Source organism: Paractinoplanes tereljensis, assembly GCF_016862435.1.
GTDB lineage: Bacteria > Actinomycetota > Actinomycetes > Mycobacteriales > Micromonosporaceae > Actinoplanes > Actinoplanes tereljensis.
Genome location: NZ_BOMY01000027.1, coordinates 1 through 16,326, shown reverse-complemented (window position 1 = coordinate 16,326; position 16,326 = coordinate 1). Strand labels below are relative to the sequence as shown.

Annotated in this window: 16 protein-coding genes and 1 pseudogene; 4 read left to right on the top strand and 13 right to left on the bottom strand. The window is 70.2% G+C overall.

Annotation, left to right across the window (positions count from 1 at the left end):
- Positions 1–116 precede the first annotated feature (116 nt).
- Together Ate02nite_RS20335 and Ate02nite_RS20330 are read right to left on the bottom strand one after the other, a co-directional pair.
- Positions 117–716 (bottom strand): LysE family transporter, encoded by a 600-nt coding sequence (locus Ate02nite_RS20335; protein ID WP_203807834.1) that lies wholly within the window; start codon positions 714–716, stop codon positions 117–119.
- A gap of 145 nt (positions 717–861) precedes the next feature.
- Positions 862–4,314 (bottom strand): NACHT domain-containing protein, encoded by a 3,453-nt coding sequence (locus tag Ate02nite_RS20330; protein WP_203807832.1) that lies wholly within the window; start codon positions 4,312–4,314, stop codon positions 862–864.
- Between the two features lie 134 nt (positions 4,315–4,448).
- On the opposite strand from Ate02nite_RS20330, the gene Ate02nite_RS20325 reads away from it, so the two are divergent.
- Complete coding sequence (locus Ate02nite_RS20325) at positions 4,449–5,144, top strand: histidine phosphatase family protein (RefSeq protein ID WP_203807830.1); 696 nt, start codon at positions 4,449–4,451, stop codon at positions 5,142–5,144.
- A gap of 93 nt (positions 5,145–5,237) precedes the next feature.
- On the opposite strand, the gene Ate02nite_RS20320 is transcribed toward Ate02nite_RS20325, so the two are convergent.
- The gene (locus Ate02nite_RS20320) at positions 5,238–5,993 is read right to left on the bottom strand and encodes a maleylpyruvate isomerase family mycothiol-dependent enzyme (protein WP_203807828.1); all 756 of its coding nucleotides are present in this window, start codon (positions 5,991–5,993) and stop codon (positions 5,238–5,240) included.
- 83 nt (positions 5,994–6,076) lie between these two features.
- On the opposite strand from Ate02nite_RS20320, the gene Ate02nite_RS20315 reads away from it, so the two are divergent.
- Entirely contained in the window at positions 6,077–6,796 is a 720-nt protein-coding gene (locus tag Ate02nite_RS20315; RefSeq protein ID WP_203807826.1) for a hypothetical protein, read from the top strand.
- Positions 6,797–6,800: 4 nt separating this feature from the next.
- Positions 6,801–7,184: a hypothetical protein gene (locus Ate02nite_RS20310; RefSeq protein ID WP_239147545.1), complete on the top strand. Its 384-nt coding sequence runs from the start codon at positions 6,801–6,803 to the stop codon at positions 7,182–7,184.
- A gap of 44 nt (positions 7,185–7,228) precedes the next feature.
- Here the strand turns inward: Ate02nite_RS20310 and Ate02nite_RS20305 are convergent, their stop codons facing one another.
- From Ate02nite_RS20305 to Ate02nite_RS20270, 8 genes and pseudogenes are all read right to left on the bottom strand, one after another.
- Positions 7,229–7,615 (bottom strand): metal-sulfur cluster assembly factor, encoded by a 387-nt coding sequence (locus Ate02nite_RS20305; protein WP_203807840.1) that lies wholly within the window; start codon positions 7,613–7,615, stop codon positions 7,229–7,231.
- 164 nt (positions 7,616–7,779) lie between these two features.
- Complete coding sequence (gene sufU, locus Ate02nite_RS20300) at positions 7,780–8,235, bottom strand: Fe-S cluster assembly sulfur transfer protein SufU (RefSeq protein WP_203807824.1); 456 nt, start codon at positions 8,233–8,235, stop codon at positions 7,780–7,782.
- Positions 8,235–9,464 (bottom strand): cysteine desulfurase, encoded by a 1,230-nt coding sequence (locus tag Ate02nite_RS20295; RefSeq protein ID WP_203807822.1) that lies wholly within the window; start codon positions 9,462–9,464, stop codon positions 8,235–8,237. Before Ate02nite_RS20295 ends, sufU begins: the two co-directional genes overlap by 1 nt.
- A 13-nt stretch (positions 9,465–9,477) precedes the next feature.
- Complete coding sequence (gene sufC, locus Ate02nite_RS20290; protein ID WP_203807820.1) at positions 9,478–10,239, bottom strand: Fe-S cluster assembly ATPase SufC; 762 nt, start codon at positions 10,237–10,239, stop codon at positions 9,478–9,480.
- The gene (locus Ate02nite_RS20285) at positions 10,236–10,568 is read right to left on the bottom strand and encodes a non-heme iron oxygenase ferredoxin subunit (protein WP_203807818.1); all 333 of its coding nucleotides are present in this window, start codon (positions 10,566–10,568) and stop codon (positions 10,236–10,238) included. The genes sufC and Ate02nite_RS20285 overlap by 4 nt, the downstream gene beginning before the upstream one ends.
- Positions 10,565–11,695, bottom strand: coding sequence for a Fe-S cluster assembly protein SufD (sufD, locus tag Ate02nite_RS20280; protein ID WP_203807816.1), 1,131 nt, complete (start codon positions 11,693–11,695; stop codon positions 10,565–10,567). Before sufD ends, Ate02nite_RS20285 begins: the two co-directional genes overlap by 4 nt.
- A 43-nt stretch (positions 11,696–11,738) precedes the next feature.
- Positions 11,739–13,160: a Fe-S cluster assembly protein SufB gene (gene sufB / locus Ate02nite_RS20275; protein ID WP_203807814.1), complete on the bottom strand. Its 1,422-nt coding sequence runs from the start codon at positions 13,158–13,160 to the stop codon at positions 11,739–11,741.
- A pseudogene (locus Ate02nite_RS20270) lies at positions 13,157–13,874 on the bottom strand (helix-turn-helix transcriptional regulator). The gene sufB and the pseudogene Ate02nite_RS20270 overlap by 4 nt, the downstream one beginning before the upstream one ends.
- 140 nt (positions 13,875–14,014) lie before the next feature.
- Here Ate02nite_RS20270 and Ate02nite_RS20265 point away from each other — a divergent pair.
- A complete protein-coding gene (locus Ate02nite_RS20265; RefSeq protein WP_203807836.1) occupies positions 14,015–14,920 on the top strand; it encodes a COX15/CtaA family protein in 906 nt (301 codons plus the stop codon).
- Here the strand turns inward: Ate02nite_RS20265 and Ate02nite_RS20260 are convergent.
- Positions 14,913–15,866, bottom strand: a complete 954-nt coding sequence (locus tag Ate02nite_RS20260; RefSeq protein WP_203807812.1) for a class III extradiol ring-cleavage dioxygenase family protein — start codon at positions 15,864–15,866, stop codon at positions 14,913–14,915. The genes Ate02nite_RS20265 and Ate02nite_RS20260 overlap by 8 nt on opposite strands.
- On the bottom strand, positions 15,863–16,326 hold a 464-nt coding region (locus Ate02nite_RS20255; RefSeq protein ID WP_203807810.1), incomplete at its 5' end, for a PadR family transcriptional regulator. The genes Ate02nite_RS20255 and Ate02nite_RS20260, both read right to left, overlap by 4 nt.

Below are 16,326 nucleotides of genomic sequence, written 5' to 3'. Positions count from 1 at the left end.
CGAAGCCGCCGCCCGGCGCGAAGCCGCCGCCCGGCGCGAAGCCGCCGCCCGGCGCGAAGCCGCCGCCCGGCGCGAAGCCGCCGCCCGGCGCGAAGCCGCCGCCCGGCGGGCGGCGGCTAACCGCCGGTGAGCAGGGTGATTGCCAGGATGGCGATTACGGCGCTGGAGACCAAGGCGGTGATCAGGCGGCCTCGGTCGCCGGTGAGCAGGCGGCCGATCAGGGAGCCGCCGCCGGCCAGCAGGAGTTGCCAGCTGGCCGAGGCCAGGAAGGCGCCGACGACGAACCAGATGCCGCCGCCCTCCCCCGAGCCGCCCAGCACCAGCGCGGCGAAATAGATCACGGTGGCCGGGTTGAGCAGGGTCAAGGCCAGAATGCCCAGGTAGGCGCGGGCAACCGTCGTCGGTTTCTCCGGGCGGGCGACGCCGGGCTTTCGGAAGGCGCCCCGGGCCGTCATGGCGGCCAGGACCAGCAGGACCGCTGCGGCCAGCCAGCGCAGCGGCGTCGCGACCGGGGCGATCAGGCTGGCCGCCGCCGCACCGCCGAGGACCGCGATCAGCGCGTAGATGCCGTCGGCGGTGGCCGCGCCCAGGCCGGCCGCCGCGCCCACCCGGAGGCTGGTGCGGGCGGACAGGCCGGCGATGAGGACGCCGATGGCGCCCACGGGCACGGCGACGCCGTAGCCGGCGAGGACGCCGGCCAGGAACGGCGCGCTCACGACAGCTGCTGGTCGATGGCCCTTCCGGTGAGCCGCGTCTGCTGTCGGGCGGCCCGATCGGCCGCGGCGACAGAGACGGGAATGGGCTTCAGCAGCTTGGTCACGCCGCCATCATGGGTTTCCGGGTGGGCGGCCCGCCACCGAATTACGGGTTGTCGGAGAGCCAGGCGCTGATCCGTCCGTCGACGTGGGTAAGTGCGGCCTCGACGTCGGAGATGGCGTCGGGCATGGCGGCCAGCGCGACCAGGGCCGAGCGCAGCGGTTCCGACCCGGCGGCGAGCCAGCTGAACTCGTCGAACGCGGTGTGCAGGTCGGCCCGCCAGCGGTCGGTGCCGGTGCGCATGCCGGAGAGCAGTACCCGGAAGGATTCGAGTTCGCCGCGGATCTCGTCGGGGGACGCCTGGCCGCGCTCGCGGTTGAGCTTGCCGACCACGTCGGGCCCGCGCCGGGGCCGCTGGAGCAGCACGACCGCGCGGAGCACCGCGGTCAGCAGCCCGGGCGGGTCTGAGGTGACCGGGGCGGAGTGCACGAACCGCAGGACGAGTTCGGCGACCGGGGCGGTGTGCGGGTCGTCGCGGTCGGCCCGGTTGAGCACCGTGGCGGCGGTGCGCAGCCACATCTCGGTCGAGCCCAGCGCGTTTCGCGCGAACTGGAGAAGAATCTCGTGGGCGGCTTCCGGCGGCGCGTCATGATCGGCCATCAGCGCCGCGAGCAGCTGATCGGCGTACGCGGTCTGGACCGGCTGCCCCCACCCTCGGCCGAATTTCACCACGATCTCGAGACACCGGCGGTATATCTCGCCGGCCTCGGCCCCGGTGGTCGCCGGAAGCATCCAGACCGCCACCAGTGCCCGGGTGGCCGAGGCGGACGATCCGTCGGCGTCCAGGGCGAAGACCCGCGCGGTGGAGCCGAGCAAGGACTCGGCCAGTGGTTCCAGGTTGTGCCGCATCAGGTCGTTGTTCACGCCACCCTCGAAATGCAGGCGCCGGCTGTGGGTTGTCCAGTCGAGGCCGCCGATGAAGGCACCGCCGTTGATCTCCGGTGTGCCGATCAGCCAGCGCGGGTCGGGCGACGGGACCTGGAACGTGCCGTCGTCGAGGCGAAGGTCGACGTCCCGGCCGCGCGGGCCGTGCACCCGCTCGATCGCGAACGTGGCGGCAAGAGTGCCCCAGCCCTCGTCGTCGAGCTGGGCGTGCCACAGCATCGCGTGGTCGTGCCACTGCCGGCGCGGCTCGATCTCGGCCGGCTCGACCAGCTCGCTGAAGAGCAGCCCACCCGAGGTGACCACCGCGAGCAGGGTGAGGTTGACGGTGTAGGCGGCGAACCGGGCCGCGACGTTGCGCCCGGCGACCGGGCGGTAGGCCGAGGCCGGCCAGGCGCCGTCGCGTTCGGCCTGCCGGAAAACCTTGATGAGTACGTCGGTCCAGCGGTCCCGCTCGGCCGGGGCCAGGCGGCCGGCCATCTCGGTCAGGAACGCCACGATCGGTGCGCGCCCGGTCAGCGACACCTGGGACAGCAGGTCGGCCAGCAGATCGTTGCCGGTCATCGGGCGCACCGCGAAGGTCACCGCGTCCCGGGCCACCGCCTCCTGCAGCAACCGCCAGGTGAATCGGGCCACCAGGTATTCGGCGAAGGTGGAGTGCAGAAACTCGTACGTCCGCCGGGGTTGACCGCCGCGGATGGCCTGCGCCCGATGGATGAAGAAGAACCGGCCGAAGATCAGTTCGGACGCGCTGAGCGCGTCGGTGTGCCGGCCCGCGGCCGGCACGCCGAGCGTGGCCCTGAGGTCGTCGGCGACGGCGCCCTCGGTGACCCACTGCGCCGAGCGGTTGAGCATCGCGAACGCCACGATGGCCAGGCGGCTCAGCTCCTGCTCGGCGTGCGGTTCGAGGTCGTTCCGGGACAGATTGGGGTATGCCTTGGCGACCTCCCGCCGGGCGAAACCGAGCAGCAGTTGCTCGTAGAGCTCGCCGGTGGTCAGCCGGCCGCGACCGCGCAGGGCGTTGGCGTCGCTGTCGTAGAGGGCCAGCATGAGCAGCAGCAGCGGCTGCCCGGCCAGGTCGGGGTGGGCGAGAACGGCGTCCGGGTCGAGCGGCGCACAGCCGCGCGCGGCCAGGCCCGCCGCGTTCACCTCGTTCCAGATCGCGACCCAGCCGCGGATGCGTGGTTCGTCGAACGGCTGAAGCCGCAGCAGCAGCGTCTCGGGCGGCACGGCGGCCCGGTCGGCGACGCTGATCCGGCTGGTCACGATGACCGCGGCGGCCCGGTCCTGTTCGCGTTCCCGCTGCTGGAACTCGGCGATCTTCTGCAGGAAGTCGGTCTGGCTGACCCCGGTGGCCTGCAGCAGTTCGTCGAAGCCGTCAAAGATGATCACCGGCAGGGCTTCGGTGCTGCGGGCCAGCTGCGCCCAGGTGGTCTCCTCGGTGGTGGCGGCCAGGATCGCCTGCTCGATCTGCTGCTGCAGGAGCACCGAACTGTCGACGTCGCGCAGCGGCACCCGGATCGGCAGGAACCGGGTCTCGGACAGCCGGGCGGCAAGGATCCGGGTCAGCACCGACTTGCCCGCGCCCGGCTGGCCGAGCACGAGCAGGGGTGCCCGCAGCGCGCGCGGCGAGCCGAGATAGCCGGCCAGGAACCGGTCGATGTCGTGCCGCACCTCGACGTCCTGCCAGGTGGCCTCGTCGGCCGGGGATCGGTTGGCGGACCGCTCGGCGACCTGGAACGCGGGCGGGACGTAGGCGCGTTCCAGGGTGGGCACGTCGAGGTCGTCGGGCAGGTCGACCGTCTCGACGATGCCGTGCTCCAGCGGAGCCGCATGGGCCCGCCGCAAGGCGGCGACCACCCCGTCGGTGCTTCCGGCCGCGGCGACCTCCCGCAGGAGTCGTTCCAGCTCCCGCAGCGAGGGTACGAACGTGTCCAGCCGCTGCTCCACGGCCGACTGGTGGCGCCGGTCGATCCACAGTGCCATGTCCGGGCAGTCGGCCATCAGGTTGAGCAGCATCTCCTCGTACCGCTGGCGGGCCCGTCGCCCGCCGGTGACGATCTCGTCGCGCAGAACGTTGCGCTCCCCCTCGCTGAGCTCGTCGAAGGGCGCGAGCCCGCCGAGGAACCGGAAGAGGGCCTCGGAGAGCCCCGCGTAGAAGGTCTCGAGATCGCCGAGGTAACGCTCGTGCGGAATGTGCGGCTCCGGCAGCGCCAGCCCGGCCCGCAGCGCCGCCGAGGTCAGATCGCGCGCCCCGTCGACCCCACCGGCCAGCCGCAACTGGTCCTCCCGGGTGAGCCGCGCCCACTCCAGGTCGACGTCGGAGATCGCGTCGAAGTAGGCGGCCACCACCACCACGGTGTGCGCCGCGGCGAGCCGCTCGGTGCGATCTCGCCGCCCCGACCCGGCCATCGCCCGACCGGCCCGGCTGACCAGCTCGGCCGAGACCCGAGCCAGCTCGGCCCGCAGATCGAGCATCGCCAGCAGCTGCGGCGCGGCGATGGCGGCGCCGGCCAGCACGCCCCCGGTGATCGTGTTGAGCCGCTGAAAGGACGGCGACTCCGGGCCGCCACCCAGGATCCGCACCGCATCGGCATAACTGATCGTCTTCGCCACGCCACCGATTGTTCCGATCGAAGGCATCCGCGTCAGCCCCCAGACCCCGGCCGACGCACAACCGCCGCATCACTGGCCCCCGTTGTGTGGCACACCGCTGCGTGGACCGGGCCCGGCTGGATATGGTCCGAATCATGAGTGTGGTGGGTGAGCTGATCCTGGTCCGGCACGGGCAGAGCCTGGCGAACGTGGCCTTTCCGGCGGCCGACAAGCATGGACTTCTCGAGGCCGAGGTGACCGGACGCGACGCCGAGGTGCCGCTCACCGAGGTGGGCGAGGCGCAGGCCGCGGCGGTCGGAGCCTGGCTGGCGACGCTCCCGGCCGAGCAGGTCCCCGAGGTGGTCATCACCTCGCCCTACCGCCGGGCGCGGGAGACCTGGCGGATCGCGGCGGACTCCTCCGGCCTCGACCTGCCGGCCCCGGTCACCGACGACCGCCTCGTCGACCGTCTGCTGGGCGACCTGGAGATGCTCACCCTGGCCGCGGTCGCCCAGCGTTTCCCGGACGAGGCCGGCCGCCGTTCCGAGGCCGGCGAATATCGCTATGCGCCGCCGAGCGGCGAATCCTTCGCCGACGTCGAGGCCCGCCTCGCCACGTTCCTGACCGACCTCAACCAGGATCACGCCGGCGAACGCGTCGTCGTGGTCGCACACGACGCCGTCGTGCTGATGATGCGCGCGGTCATCCAGAACCTCGGCTGGGACGAGGTGATCGCCATGGAGCGGGCCGAGGGCACCGTCCGCAACGCCTCGATCTCCCAGTTCCTCGACCGGGACGGGCAGCTCGAACTCGTCCGTTACAACGACGTGGACCACCTCCCGTCAATCTGACGGCCGCCGCCCGACCAGCTCGGCCCCGCTCACTCCGACGGCTGCCACGCGATCAGCTCGGCCGTCGCTGGACCGCCGCCGTCGGCCCTCCGCTCACTCGGACGGCTGCCAGGCGAGCAGCTCGGCCAGCACCGAACGGTCGCCGTCGACTCGCAGGTCGTCGAACGGCACCCGCCCGTAGAGGGCCAGCACCAGGTCGCTGGCCGAGCCGTGCACGGTGGCGACCGGGTCACCGCTCGCGGCCGGGTTGAGCCGGGCACCGGACGGCGACAGGTCGAGCACCCAGGACGGCCCCTCGGTGGCGGAGAACGCGATCCGGGCCGGCCGGTGGGGCCACGGCCCGGACGCACCCAGGCCGACCTGGATGAACTCGGCCACCCCGTCGACGGCGATCGCGGCCGGCAGCGGCTCGGGTTTCCCGGCCGACTCCTGCGCGTCGTAGCCGTGCACGGCCGCTTCCTGCACCTGGTGCCGGGCGATCGCTCCGGCCGTCAGCGGTGCGTCGGAGGAGCCCCACCAGGTCCAGGCCGGGCTGTCCGGCCCCGCGGCGGACAGCGCGTCGATCAGCCGCCGGGTCGACTCCCCGAACCAGGCCAGCGGATCGCCCTGCGGTTCGAGATCGCCACGCTGCTCCTCGCCGGGCGGCCCCGACGGGTCGGCGAGGGTGGTGACGACAGCCCAGAAACGCTGCACGCCACTGATGTGGGCGACCAGGTCGCCGAGCGTCCAGTCGGGACAGCCCGGCACCCAGGCCCCGAGGTCGGGCGCGGCCGCAGCGGCAGCCAGCAGCACCGCCGATCTGTCCTCGATCTGCCCCAGGAGCTGCTCAAACGGCACGGTGTCAGTCATGCCTCGGTTCTATCACCGAGGTACGACAAGTTGCCCTCAGTATCTACTGTGGTCACTCCAAGTCCCATCGAACGGACGAGGCGATGCCACGCTCCCGACCCCACGACAGCGGCACCGACCCGCCAGGCAGCGTCGGCCAACGACGCCCGCATCGCTCGGGTGGCGACAGCGGCAGTGTCGCGGAGGCGCACGACAGGGTGCTCGCGGCCCTCAAGCGGGGGCGCATCGGAGAAAGCCACCAGACGACGAGCGGCACGGCCGAGACCACCGCGCCGCCACGCCCGCAAACCCCAGATGATCTTGAGCTGAGCGCCTGGGAAGACGAGTATGCCAAGTTCGGCGACGAGCCTCCGAAGTTCAACCTCGCCGCCAACGACCAGGCACACCAGGGCCACAACGCGCACACGCTGGACAACCACGGGCCGGACGCGCTGCTGCGGCGAGATCCAAGTCAGCAAACCATCGAGGGGCGCATCCACAACGACACCGGATGGGGCAAGGCGGCGAATGGATCATTCAAGTGGATAGATCACACGACCATGCATCGGGCGATCAACAAATACGTCCGGGAGAACTGGGAGCAGATCCGCAACAACCTCGCGATCGACGGAGAGCACAGCGACGTATTCAGCGCCGGGCACGCGATTGGCGAGGGCTTCGTCAACAAGGGAATGTATGGGGCCGGGCCTCGGGAGGCGCAATACTCGGTGACCAGCACCGTAAGGATCCTTATTCGGGTCGCCCCGGGGACTGACCCGCCGGAGCCGTTCATTCTGACCACCTTCCCGAGCGGACTAGGGTGAGGTCATGGACCTGTCGCGTCTACCCGAATCGATGCGCCGGAACATCGAAGAGCGCTTCGCCCGGCCACCGATGGAGACCGTGAGTCGCTTTCTCGGCGCCCACTTCAACGACGCCGAGAGCTTCGAGGAAGCCCGCTCGGACCTCGAACGGCTGGCCCAGACCAACATCCGCGTGCATCAGGAGGCGCTTCGCGCCCTCGAAATTGTCATCGCCGACCCGCCGGCAGAACCGAACGCCATCGCGCGCCTGGTCGCCTGGGACGCCAACTGGGGCCTCGACGACGAGTCGGACGCCGCGGCGTTGGGGTTTCTCCGCGAGGTCGCCCGGATGCTCAGCGCCGTCATCGAGCAGGCGCCGCCAGGCGCGCAACGCTGGCGCTGGGAATGAAAACGCCGGGAGTGGCATGCCACTCCCGGCGGTGAAGAAGATGATCAGACGTTGAAGCCGAGGGCTCGGAGCTGCTCTCGGCCGTCGTCGGTGATCTTGTCGGGGCCCCACGGCGGGAGCCACACCCAGTTGATGCGGAAGTCCTGGACCAGGCCGCCGCCGGGGCCGGTGGTCAGGGCCGCGCGGGTCTGCTCCTCGATCACGTCGGTGAGCGGGCAGGCCGCCGAGGTCAGCGTCATGTCGATGGTGACGATGTTGTCGTCGTCCACGAACGTGCCGTAGACCAGGCCGAGGTCGACCACGTTGATCCCGAGTTCGGGGTCGACGACGTCCTTCATCGCCTCTTCGACGTCGTCGAGCGACGCCTTCTTGACAGCCACCCCGCCCGCGGCGGCCGCGGTCTCAGCAGCGGCAACCGGCCCAGCGGCCACGACCGGCTCGGCCGCAACAGGCTCGGCCGCAACAGGCTCGGGCGCGACCGGCTCGGAGGGGGCGCTGACCTCCGCGGCGGGTACCTCGTCGGCGGGCGTGCCGGCCTCGGCGCGCTCGGCTGCCAGCCAGGCGGGGACCTCGTCCACGCTCTTGTCAGTGTCAGTCATGCCTTCACCTCCGGGCTTGCGCCCACGTCCACACCAGCACGGGCCGCGGCGTCCTTGAATGCCATCCACGGCAGCAGCGCGCATTTGACCCGCGCCGGAAACTTCGAAACGCCGGCGAAAGCGATCGCGTCGCCGAGGACGTCCTCGTCCGGCTCGATCTGGCCGCGCCCCTGCATCAGCTCGACGAAGGCCTCGTGAATTCCCGCGATCTCGCCGGCCGACTTGCCGATGAGCAGCTCGTGCATCACCGACGCGGAGGCCTGGCTGATCGAACAACCCAGGCCATCGTACGAAATATCGGAAAAGTCGGCGGGGACCCGCACGGTGATCTCGTCGCCGCACGTCGGGTTCACGTGGTGCGCCTCGCCATCGTACGGATCACGCAGGCCCCGCCCGTGCGGATGCTTGTAGTGATCGAGGATGATCTCCTGGTAGAGCGAGTCGAGCATCATCAGCCGAACACCTTCCGCACCTGGTCGAGCCCCCGCGCCAGCGCGTCGATCTCGTCCGTCGTCGTGTAAAGGTAGAACGAGGCCCGGGTCATCGCCGGCACCCCGAAGCGCACGCAGGTCGGCTTCGCGCAGTGATGCCCGACCCGCACCTCGACACCCAGCGCGTCCAGAACCTGTCCCACGTCATGCGGGTGTACCCCGTCGACCGCGAACGACACCGTGCCGCCTCGCCCTTCGGGCGTCGCCGGCCCGAAGATGCGAACGCCCGGCACATCGGCGAGAGCCTTCAGGGCGTACGCCGTGATGTCCTGCTCGTGCTGATGGACCGCGACCATGCCCAGCTCGTTGAGATAATCAACGGCGGCGCCGAGTCCGATCGCCTCGGCGATCGGCGGCGTGCCGGCCTCGAACCGGGCCGGCGGGGCGGCATAGGTCGTGCCGGTCATGGTGACCGTCTCGATCATCGAACCGCCGCCGAGGAACGGCGGCATCTTCGCGAGCAGCTCGAACCGGCCCCAGAGCACCCCGATGCCGGTCGGCCCGAGCATCTTGTGCCCGGTGAACGCGATGAAGTCGACCCCGAGTCCGCGCACGTCAACCGGCAGGTGCGGCACCGACTGCGAGCAGTCCAGCGTGACCAGTGCGCCGACCTCGCGCGAACGGGCGACGATCCGGGACAGGTCGTTGATCGTGCCCAGAGTGTTGGACATGTGCACGAGCGACACCAAACGAGTGCGCTCGTTGATCAACTCGGCCAACGACGATTCATCCAGCCGACCGTCGTCAGTGATGCCGAACCAGCGCAGCGTCGCGCCGGTCCGCTCGCACAGCAGCTGCCACGGCACGATGTTGGAGTGATGCTCCATCTCGGAGATCACGATCTCGTCGCCCGGCTTGAGCGCCAGATATTGGCCGGCCGAGTGGGCGACCAGGTTGAGCGCCTCGGTCGAGTTCTTGGTGAAGACGATCTCGTCCGGGGTGCCGGCGTTGATGAAGGCCGCGACCTTGGCGCGGGCCTCCTCGTACGCCGTCGTGGCCTCGGTGCCGAGCGTGTGCACCGAGCGGGACACGTTGCCGTTGTGCCGCTCGTTGTGCAGGCGCATGGCCTCGAGAACCTGGCGAGGCTTCTGCGAGGTGTTGGCGCTGTCCAGATAGACCAGCGGGTGACCGTTGATCTCCCGCTGGAGAATCGGGAAGTCGGCTCGGATCCGGGCCACGTCGAACGTCATTGTTCTGCTCCCGTCAGGCCCGAGCGGCCACGTAACGCTCGTAGCCCTCGGCTTCCAGCTGCTCGGAAAGCTCCGGCCCGCCCTGCTCGACGATCTTGCCGGCCACGAAGACGTGCACGAAGTCCGGCTTGATGTAGCGCAGGATGCGGGTGTAGTGGGTGATCAGCAGCAGGCCGGTCTCGCCGGTCTCGCGCACCCGGTTGACACCCTCGCTGACGATCCGCAGGGCGTCGATGTCGAGGCCGGAGTCGGTCTCGTCGAGGATCGCGACCTTCGGCTTGAGCAGCTCGAGCTGCATGATCTCGTGCCGCTTCTTCTCGCCGCCGGAGAAGCCCTCGTTGACGTTGCGCTGGGCGAACGCCGGGTCCATCTGCAGCTTCTCCATGGCGCCGCGCAGCTCGCCGGCCCAGGTGCGCAGCTTGGGCGCCTCGCCGTCGATCGCGGTCTTCGCGGTACGCAGGAAGTTGGCGACCGAGACACCGGGCACCTCGACCGGGTACTGCATGGCCAGGAAGAGGCCGGCGCGGGCCCGCTCGTCCACGGTCATGGCCAGTACGTCCTGGCCGTCGAGCGTCACCGAACCGCCGGTGATCTGGTACTTCGGGTGACCGGCGATGGAATACGCCAGCGTCGACTTGCCCGAGCCGTTCGGACCCATGATCGCGTGGGTCTCGCCCGCCTTGACCGTCAGGTCGACACCGGCCAGGATCGGCTTGAGCTCGCCCTCGGGCAGCTTCACCGACACCTGCAGGTCACGGATCTCCAGGGTGCTCACGGATTAACTCCATTACTCGGTGTGGTCGAAACGTAGATGTCGCCGTCGCGGATCTCGACGGGGAAGACCGCCACCGGCTCGGTGGCGGGAAGGCCGGTCGGCTCGCCGGTGCGCAGGTCGAAGCGCGAACCGTGCAGCCAGCACTCGAGGGTGCAGCCGTCCACTTCGCCCTCGGACAGGGCGACCGCGGCGTGACTGCACTCATCGCGTACGGCGTAGAAGTTGTCGTCGTCGGCGTGCACGATCGCGATCTCGAGTTCGGCGATCTCCACCTGGAGCACCGTCCCCTTCGCGATGTCGGCGGCCGGCCCGACGAGCTCGAAACTCACGACGTGTACTCCGCCAACCGAGCCTCGACCGCGTCGCCGAGCCGCTCGCGCAGCTCCTCGACCGGGATCTTGTTGAGCAGCTCGGCGAAGAAGCCGCGAACCACCAGCTTCCGGGCCTCCCCTTCGGGGATGCCACGAGCCATCAGATAGAACAACTGCTCATCATCGAAGCGGCCGGTCGCGCTCGCGTGCCCGGCGCCGGCGACCTCGCCGGTTTCGATTTCCAGATTCGGTACGGAGTGAGCGATCGCGCCGTCCGTCAGGATCAGGTTGCGGTTGATCTCGTACGTGTCGGTGCCGGTCGCGGTGGCCCGGATCAGCACGTCGCCGACCCACACGGTCTTGGCCGACGCGCCCTGCAGCGCACCCCGGTAACCGACGTAGCTGCGGCAGTCGGGCACGGTGTGATCGACCAGCTGGCGGTGCTCGAAGTGCTGGCCGGCGTCGGCGAAGTAGAGACCCCACAGCTCGGCGTCGCCACCGCGGCCGGTGTATTCAACGCTTGTGGACTGCCGGACCAGGTCGCCGCCGAGGGCCACCTGCACGTGCTGCACCCGGGCGTCCTTGCCGACCACGAGCTTGATGTGCTGGGCCTGCACCGCGCCCGCGTCCCACTCGGCCACGGTGACGAACGTCAGCTGCGCGCTGTCGGCGGTGACGACCTCGATGTTGTCGGCGAGGACCGCCGTACCGGTCTGCTCCAGAACGATCGTGACCTTGGCGAACGCACCCACCTTGACCAGCGTCCGGGCCGCGGCGGCGTCGCCGCCCTTACCGACCAGGCGCAGGACGACGGCCTCGGCGAGCTCGGTCTCCGGCGCGACCTCGATCAGCGTGACGCCGTCGGCCGAGCCGTAGGCGAGGGCGCTGACCCGGTCGAACGGGGTCAGCACCGCGTCCGCGTTGTCGACGTGCGACAACGTCACACCGGCCGGCAGGTCACCGTGCTCGATCGCCGGCGCGACACCGGTCAGCTTCACGGCGGTGACCAGTTCGCCGAGTCGCTTGAGCGGGGTGAAACGCCACTCCTCCTCCAGGCCGTTCAGGGCCGGGAAGTCGGTGACGTCGAAGGAGCGCAGCACCTGTGACTTGGTGCTGGGCGGGGGTGCGATGGCCTCGGTAGTCATCTCGTCCTTTGATCTGTCCGCGTCTTTTGTCCGGGCCGGGTGCTTAACCCACGGCCCCTTCCATCTGCAGCTCGATCAGCCGGTTCAGCTCAAGGGCGTACTCCATCGGGAGTTCCTTGGCGATCGGCTCGATGAAGCCGCGCACGATCATCGCCATCGCCTCGTCCTCGGTGAGACCGCGGCTCATCAGGTAGAAGAGCTGGTCCTCGGAGATCTTGGAAACGGTGGCCTCGTGTCCCATCGACACGTCGTCCTCGCGGATGTCGACGTACGGGTAGGTGTCGGACCGCGAGATGGTGTCGACAAGCAGTGCGTCGCACTTGACCGTGCTCTTGGAGTGCGCGGAGCCCTCCAGGACCTGCACCAGACCGCGGTACGAGGTGCGGCCGCCGCCCCGGGCGATCGACTTCGAGACGATCGTCGAGGACGTGTAGGGAGCCGCGTGCACCATCTTGGCGCCGGCGTCCTGGTGCTGGCCCTCGCCGGCCATCGCGACGCTCAGGACCTCGCCCTTGGCGTGCGGGCCGGTCATGTAGACAGCCGGGTACTTCATGGTGACCTTGGAACCGATGTTGCCGTCGATCCACTCCATGGTCGCGCCCTCTTCGCAGGTGGCGCGCTTGGTGACCAGGTTGTAGACGTTGTTCGACCAGTTCTGGATGGTCGTGTACCGGCAGCGGGCGTTCTTCTTCACGATGATCTCGACGACCGCCGAGTGCAGCGAGTCGGACGAGTAGATCGGCGCGGTGCAGCCCTCGACGTAGTGCACGTAGGCACCCTCGTCCACGATGATCAGGGTCCGCTCGAACTGGCCCATGTTCTCCGTGTTGATCCGGAAGTACGCCTGCAGCGGGATCTCGACCTGCACGCCCTTGGGCACGTAGATGAACGAGCCACCCGACCAGACGCTGGTGTTCAGCGCGGCGAACTTGTTGTCGCCGACCGGGATGACGGTGCCGAAGTACTCCTTGAAGACGTCCTCGTGCTCCTTCAGAGCCGTGTCGGTGTCGAGGAAGATGACGCCCTGCTCCTCGAGGTCCTCACGGATCTTGTGGTAGACGACCTCGGACTCGTACTGCGCGGCGACACCCGCGACGAGGCGCTGCTTCTCCGCCTCCGGGATGCCCAGCCGGTCGTACGTCGCCTTGATGTCCTCGGGCAGGTCCTCCCAGGAGGCCGCCTGCTTCTCGGTGGAGCGCACGAAGTACTTGATGTTCTGGAAGTCGATCCCGGTGAGGTCGGCGCCCCACGACGGCATCGGCTTGCGGTCGAACAGCCGCAGGCCCTTGAGCCGCAGGTCGAGCATCCACTGCGGTTCGTTCTTCAACGCGGAGATGTTGCGCACCACGGCCTCGGACAGACCTCGCTGAGCGATTGCCCCAGCGGCGTCCGCGTCGGCCCAGCCGTACTCGTACTTCCCCAGGGCGGCGAGGTGCTCTTCCTGAGTAACGATCTGGTCAGTCATCTATCTGTCCTAACCGTGGTTGCGGTTCTGCGCCCGGGACGGGATGTGCGTGGTGCACACCTCATCGCCGTGCGCGATGGTGGCGAGGCGCTGCACGTGAGTGCCGATGAGCCGCGAGATGACCGCGGTCTCGGCGTCGCACAGCTGGGGAAACTCGGCGGCCACGTGGGCCACCGGACAGTGGTGCTGGCACAGCTGCCCGCCGGACGCGATCGTGGAAGCGTTGGCAGCGTAACCCTCGGCGGTGAGCACCTCGGCGAGCGCCTCCGCCCGGGCGATCGGATCTTCGCCGGCCTCGAGCATCGCGGTCCGGCAGCGCTCCTCGAGTGCGGCCACCTGGGAGGCAGCGAACTCACTCACCGCGTCCGGCCCGTGCCGCTGGGCGATCCAGCGCAGCGCGGCCATCGCAATACCGTCGTAGAAGTGCGGGAAGGCCTCGCGGGCGGCCGGGGTGAGCACGAACGCCTTGGCCGGCCGGCCGCGCCCACGCGGACCCTGGTGGCGGACCTCGCGGGTCTCCACGAGATGCTCGCCGAGCATGGCGTCCAGGTGCTTGCGGATCGCCGCCGGGCTCAGCCCCAGCTCACTGCCGAGCTCCGCCGCGGTGGCGGCGCCCCGCTCGAGTAACAATTGAGCGACCCGGTCACGGGTGCGACCATCCGACGCGGTGGCTGACGCCACCGCACCGCTCTGGATCAGCACCACGTTTTTCACTACGCCAACGTTACGTATTTCCGGCGGGCCCTGCAAACTGACTTCCCGGTGATCCGGGCCACCGCCCTTCGGGAGCGCCCGGAACGACGCCGGAAGCGCTGCGTACGATGCCAGAGGTGAAGCTTCCCGCGCTGCGCCCGATGGCCCTCGCGTCCCTGATCGCCAACGTCGGGCTGATCGTCACCGGTGCTGCGGTTCGGCTGACCGATTCCGGTCTCGGCTGCCCCACCTGGCCCAAATGCACCGACGGGTCCTACACAACCACCCAGGCCATGGGCGTGCACGGCGTCATCGAATTCGGCAACCGGCTGCTCACCTTCGTACTGGCCGCGATTGCGCTGGCCTGCTTCATCCTGGCCCTGCTGGAACGCCCGCGCCGCAAGCGGCAGGTGCGGCTGAGCCTGGGCGTGCTGCTGGGCATCCCCGGGCAGGGTGTGATCGGCGGCATCACGGTGCTGACCAACCTGAACCCGTGGGTGGTCGGCCTGCACTTCCTGCTGTCGATGGCCCTGATCGTCGCCGCCTACGCCCTGTGGCGCAGCACCGGCGAGGGCGACGGCGCACCGGTCTCCCTGGTGCCGGCCCCGCTCCGCCACCTGACCTGGCTCACGTTCCTGGCCAGCGCGGCCGTGGTGGTGCTGGGCGTCATCGTCACCGGAAGCGGTCCGCACTCCGGCGACAACGGCGCCAAGCGCAACGGCCTGGACCCGGCCGCCATCTCCCAGGCCCACGCCGACGTGGTCTTCCTCCTGGTCGGCCTGACCATCGCCCTCTACTTCGCCTTCCGGGCCGTCGACGCCCCCGGGCCGGCCCGGGCCGCCCTGATCCTGTTCGCGGTCGAGATGGGCCAGGGCCTGATCGGCTTCGTCCAGTACTTCACCCACCTGCCGGTGGCCCTGGTGGCCGCCCACATGCTCGGCGCCGGCCTGGTCTGGACCAGCACCCTGGCCGTCGTCTGGTCGATCCGCGAGCGCCCAGCCGTCGCCGCCGGGCCGCCCACCGCCGACACCCCGGCACCGGCGCAGCAGCCGGTTCCCGCTACCTGACCCGCACGATTCGCCGATAGAGGTCGAACGCCGGCTTTCGCTGGTACTCGTCGGTGACCAGGCCCAGCGCACCCACCGGCTCGCCGCCGGCGGTGTCGGCGTCGCGCAGGCCGAACAACTCGTAGAGCGTGATGTTCAGCGCCGCCGCCTGCTCGTGCACCACCGCGAGCATGGCCTCGAGCGAGGCGGCCTGATCCCGGCCGGGCAGGCTGGGCGACCCGTTCTCGCAGACGTGGATCGGGGTGCCGGCCGGAATCCCGGCGACGACCAGGCTGTGCTCCCGCAGGTGCCGCAACGCGTGCTCGGTCATCGCCCGCACGCCCTCGACCGGCACCGGAGGCCCGAACGCGTCGGGGTAGAGCCCGAGCCCCACGTAGTCGACGACCGAGAGGTCCGCGCCGGCCAGCCGCTGCCAGAACGCGGCGTCCCCGCCGAGCCACTCGGCCGGCTCGGCCACCGAGAACCCGATCCGGACCGTGTCGTGCCCACGCTCGTCCAGCGCCCGGCGGGCATGCGGAAGCCCCGCGATCAGCGCCTCCAGCACGCCCGGCGAGCTGCCGTCGATGAGCGGGATCGGGAAGTTCGGTTCGAGCGTGACCTGGAGGTAGCGCGTGATATCCGCGTACCGCTCGATGACCCGATCGAGAAAGCCGAGCCAGCCCGGCAGGTCCGCCTCCGCGGGCAGGTAGCTGACCACGAGGTCGAGTTCGCGCCCGTCCCGCACATACCAGTCGTCGGGCATGGTCAGCCCGTCCAACTCCCCCGCCGCGCCGATCGACGCCACCACCGCCGGGTCCGGCCGGGTGCCGAGAAAGTGCACGTACTCCCGGAGCACGAACGGGCCGCCCCCGGTCAGCTCGTCGACCAGCTCACCGACCCGCCGCGGGTCGGACTCCCGCGAGCAGGTGGCACCGGCTCGCCCACCCGGATAGATGCCGTACTTCACGCCGCACCTCCCGGCCACCCGAGGTCGCCGCTCTCGACCCGGGCCGCGAGCGTGGACAGCCAGGCGATCTCGGTGCGCAGCACCTCCCGCCAGTACGCGACCTCGATCATCTGGATCTCCGCGAGTCCCGGCGGATCCGCCGGCAGCCCGTCCAGTTCCCGGCGCAGCCGCTCGACCCGCCCGCCGAGCACCCCCGCCGCCACCGCCCGGGGCAGCACGCCCAGATAGGCGAGCGCGGTGAGGAAACCGGTCGAGGCCGGCGTCCCGTCCCGCAATCCCTCCTTCACGCGCTCCCGGAACAGCGCCAGCCCCGCGGGCGACAGCTCGTAGCGTGTCCGGGCCGGGCGGCGACCAACCCGCTCGGGCTCCCCGGCCTGCACCAGCCCAGCGTCGGCCAGCGACTTCAGCAGTGTCGTGACACTGCTCCGGGTGCCGGGCAGTTGCGGATAGCGGCTCCCCC

Bases quoted from the DNA above. Each gene is read 5' to 3' on its own strand.
- Ate02nite_RS20325 (WP_203807830.1), top strand. From the start codon at position 4,449: ATGAGTGTGGTGGGTGAGCTGATCCTGGTCCGGCACGGGCAGAGCCTG.
- Ate02nite_RS20320 (WP_203807828.1), bottom strand. From the start codon at position 5,993: ATGACTGACACCGTGCCGTTTGAGCAGCTCCTGGGGCAGATCGAGGAC.
- Ate02nite_RS20315 (WP_203807826.1), top strand. From the start codon at position 6,077: ATGCCACGCTCCCGACCCCACGACAGCGGCACCGACCCGCCAGGCAGC.
- Ate02nite_RS20310 (WP_239147545.1), top strand. From the start codon at position 6,801: ATGGACCTGTCGCGTCTACCCGAATCGATGCGCCGGAACATCGAAGAG.
- sufU (WP_203807824.1), bottom strand. From the start codon at position 8,235: ATGATGCTCGACTCGCTCTACCAGGAGATCATCCTCGATCACTACAAG.
- Ate02nite_RS20295 (WP_203807822.1), bottom strand. From the start codon at position 9,464: ATGACGTTCGACGTGGCCCGGATCCGAGCCGACTTCCCGATTCTCCAG.
- sufD (WP_203807816.1), bottom strand. From the start codon at position 11,695: ATGACTACCGAGGCCATCGCACCCCCGCCCAGCACCAAGTCACAGGTG.
- sufB (WP_203807814.1), bottom strand. From the start codon at position 13,160: ATGACTGACCAGATCGTTACTCAGGAAGAGCACCTCGCCGCCCTGGGG.
- Ate02nite_RS20265 (WP_203807836.1), top strand. From the start codon at position 14,015: ATGGCCCTCGCGTCCCTGATCGCCAACGTCGGGCTGATCGTCACCGGT.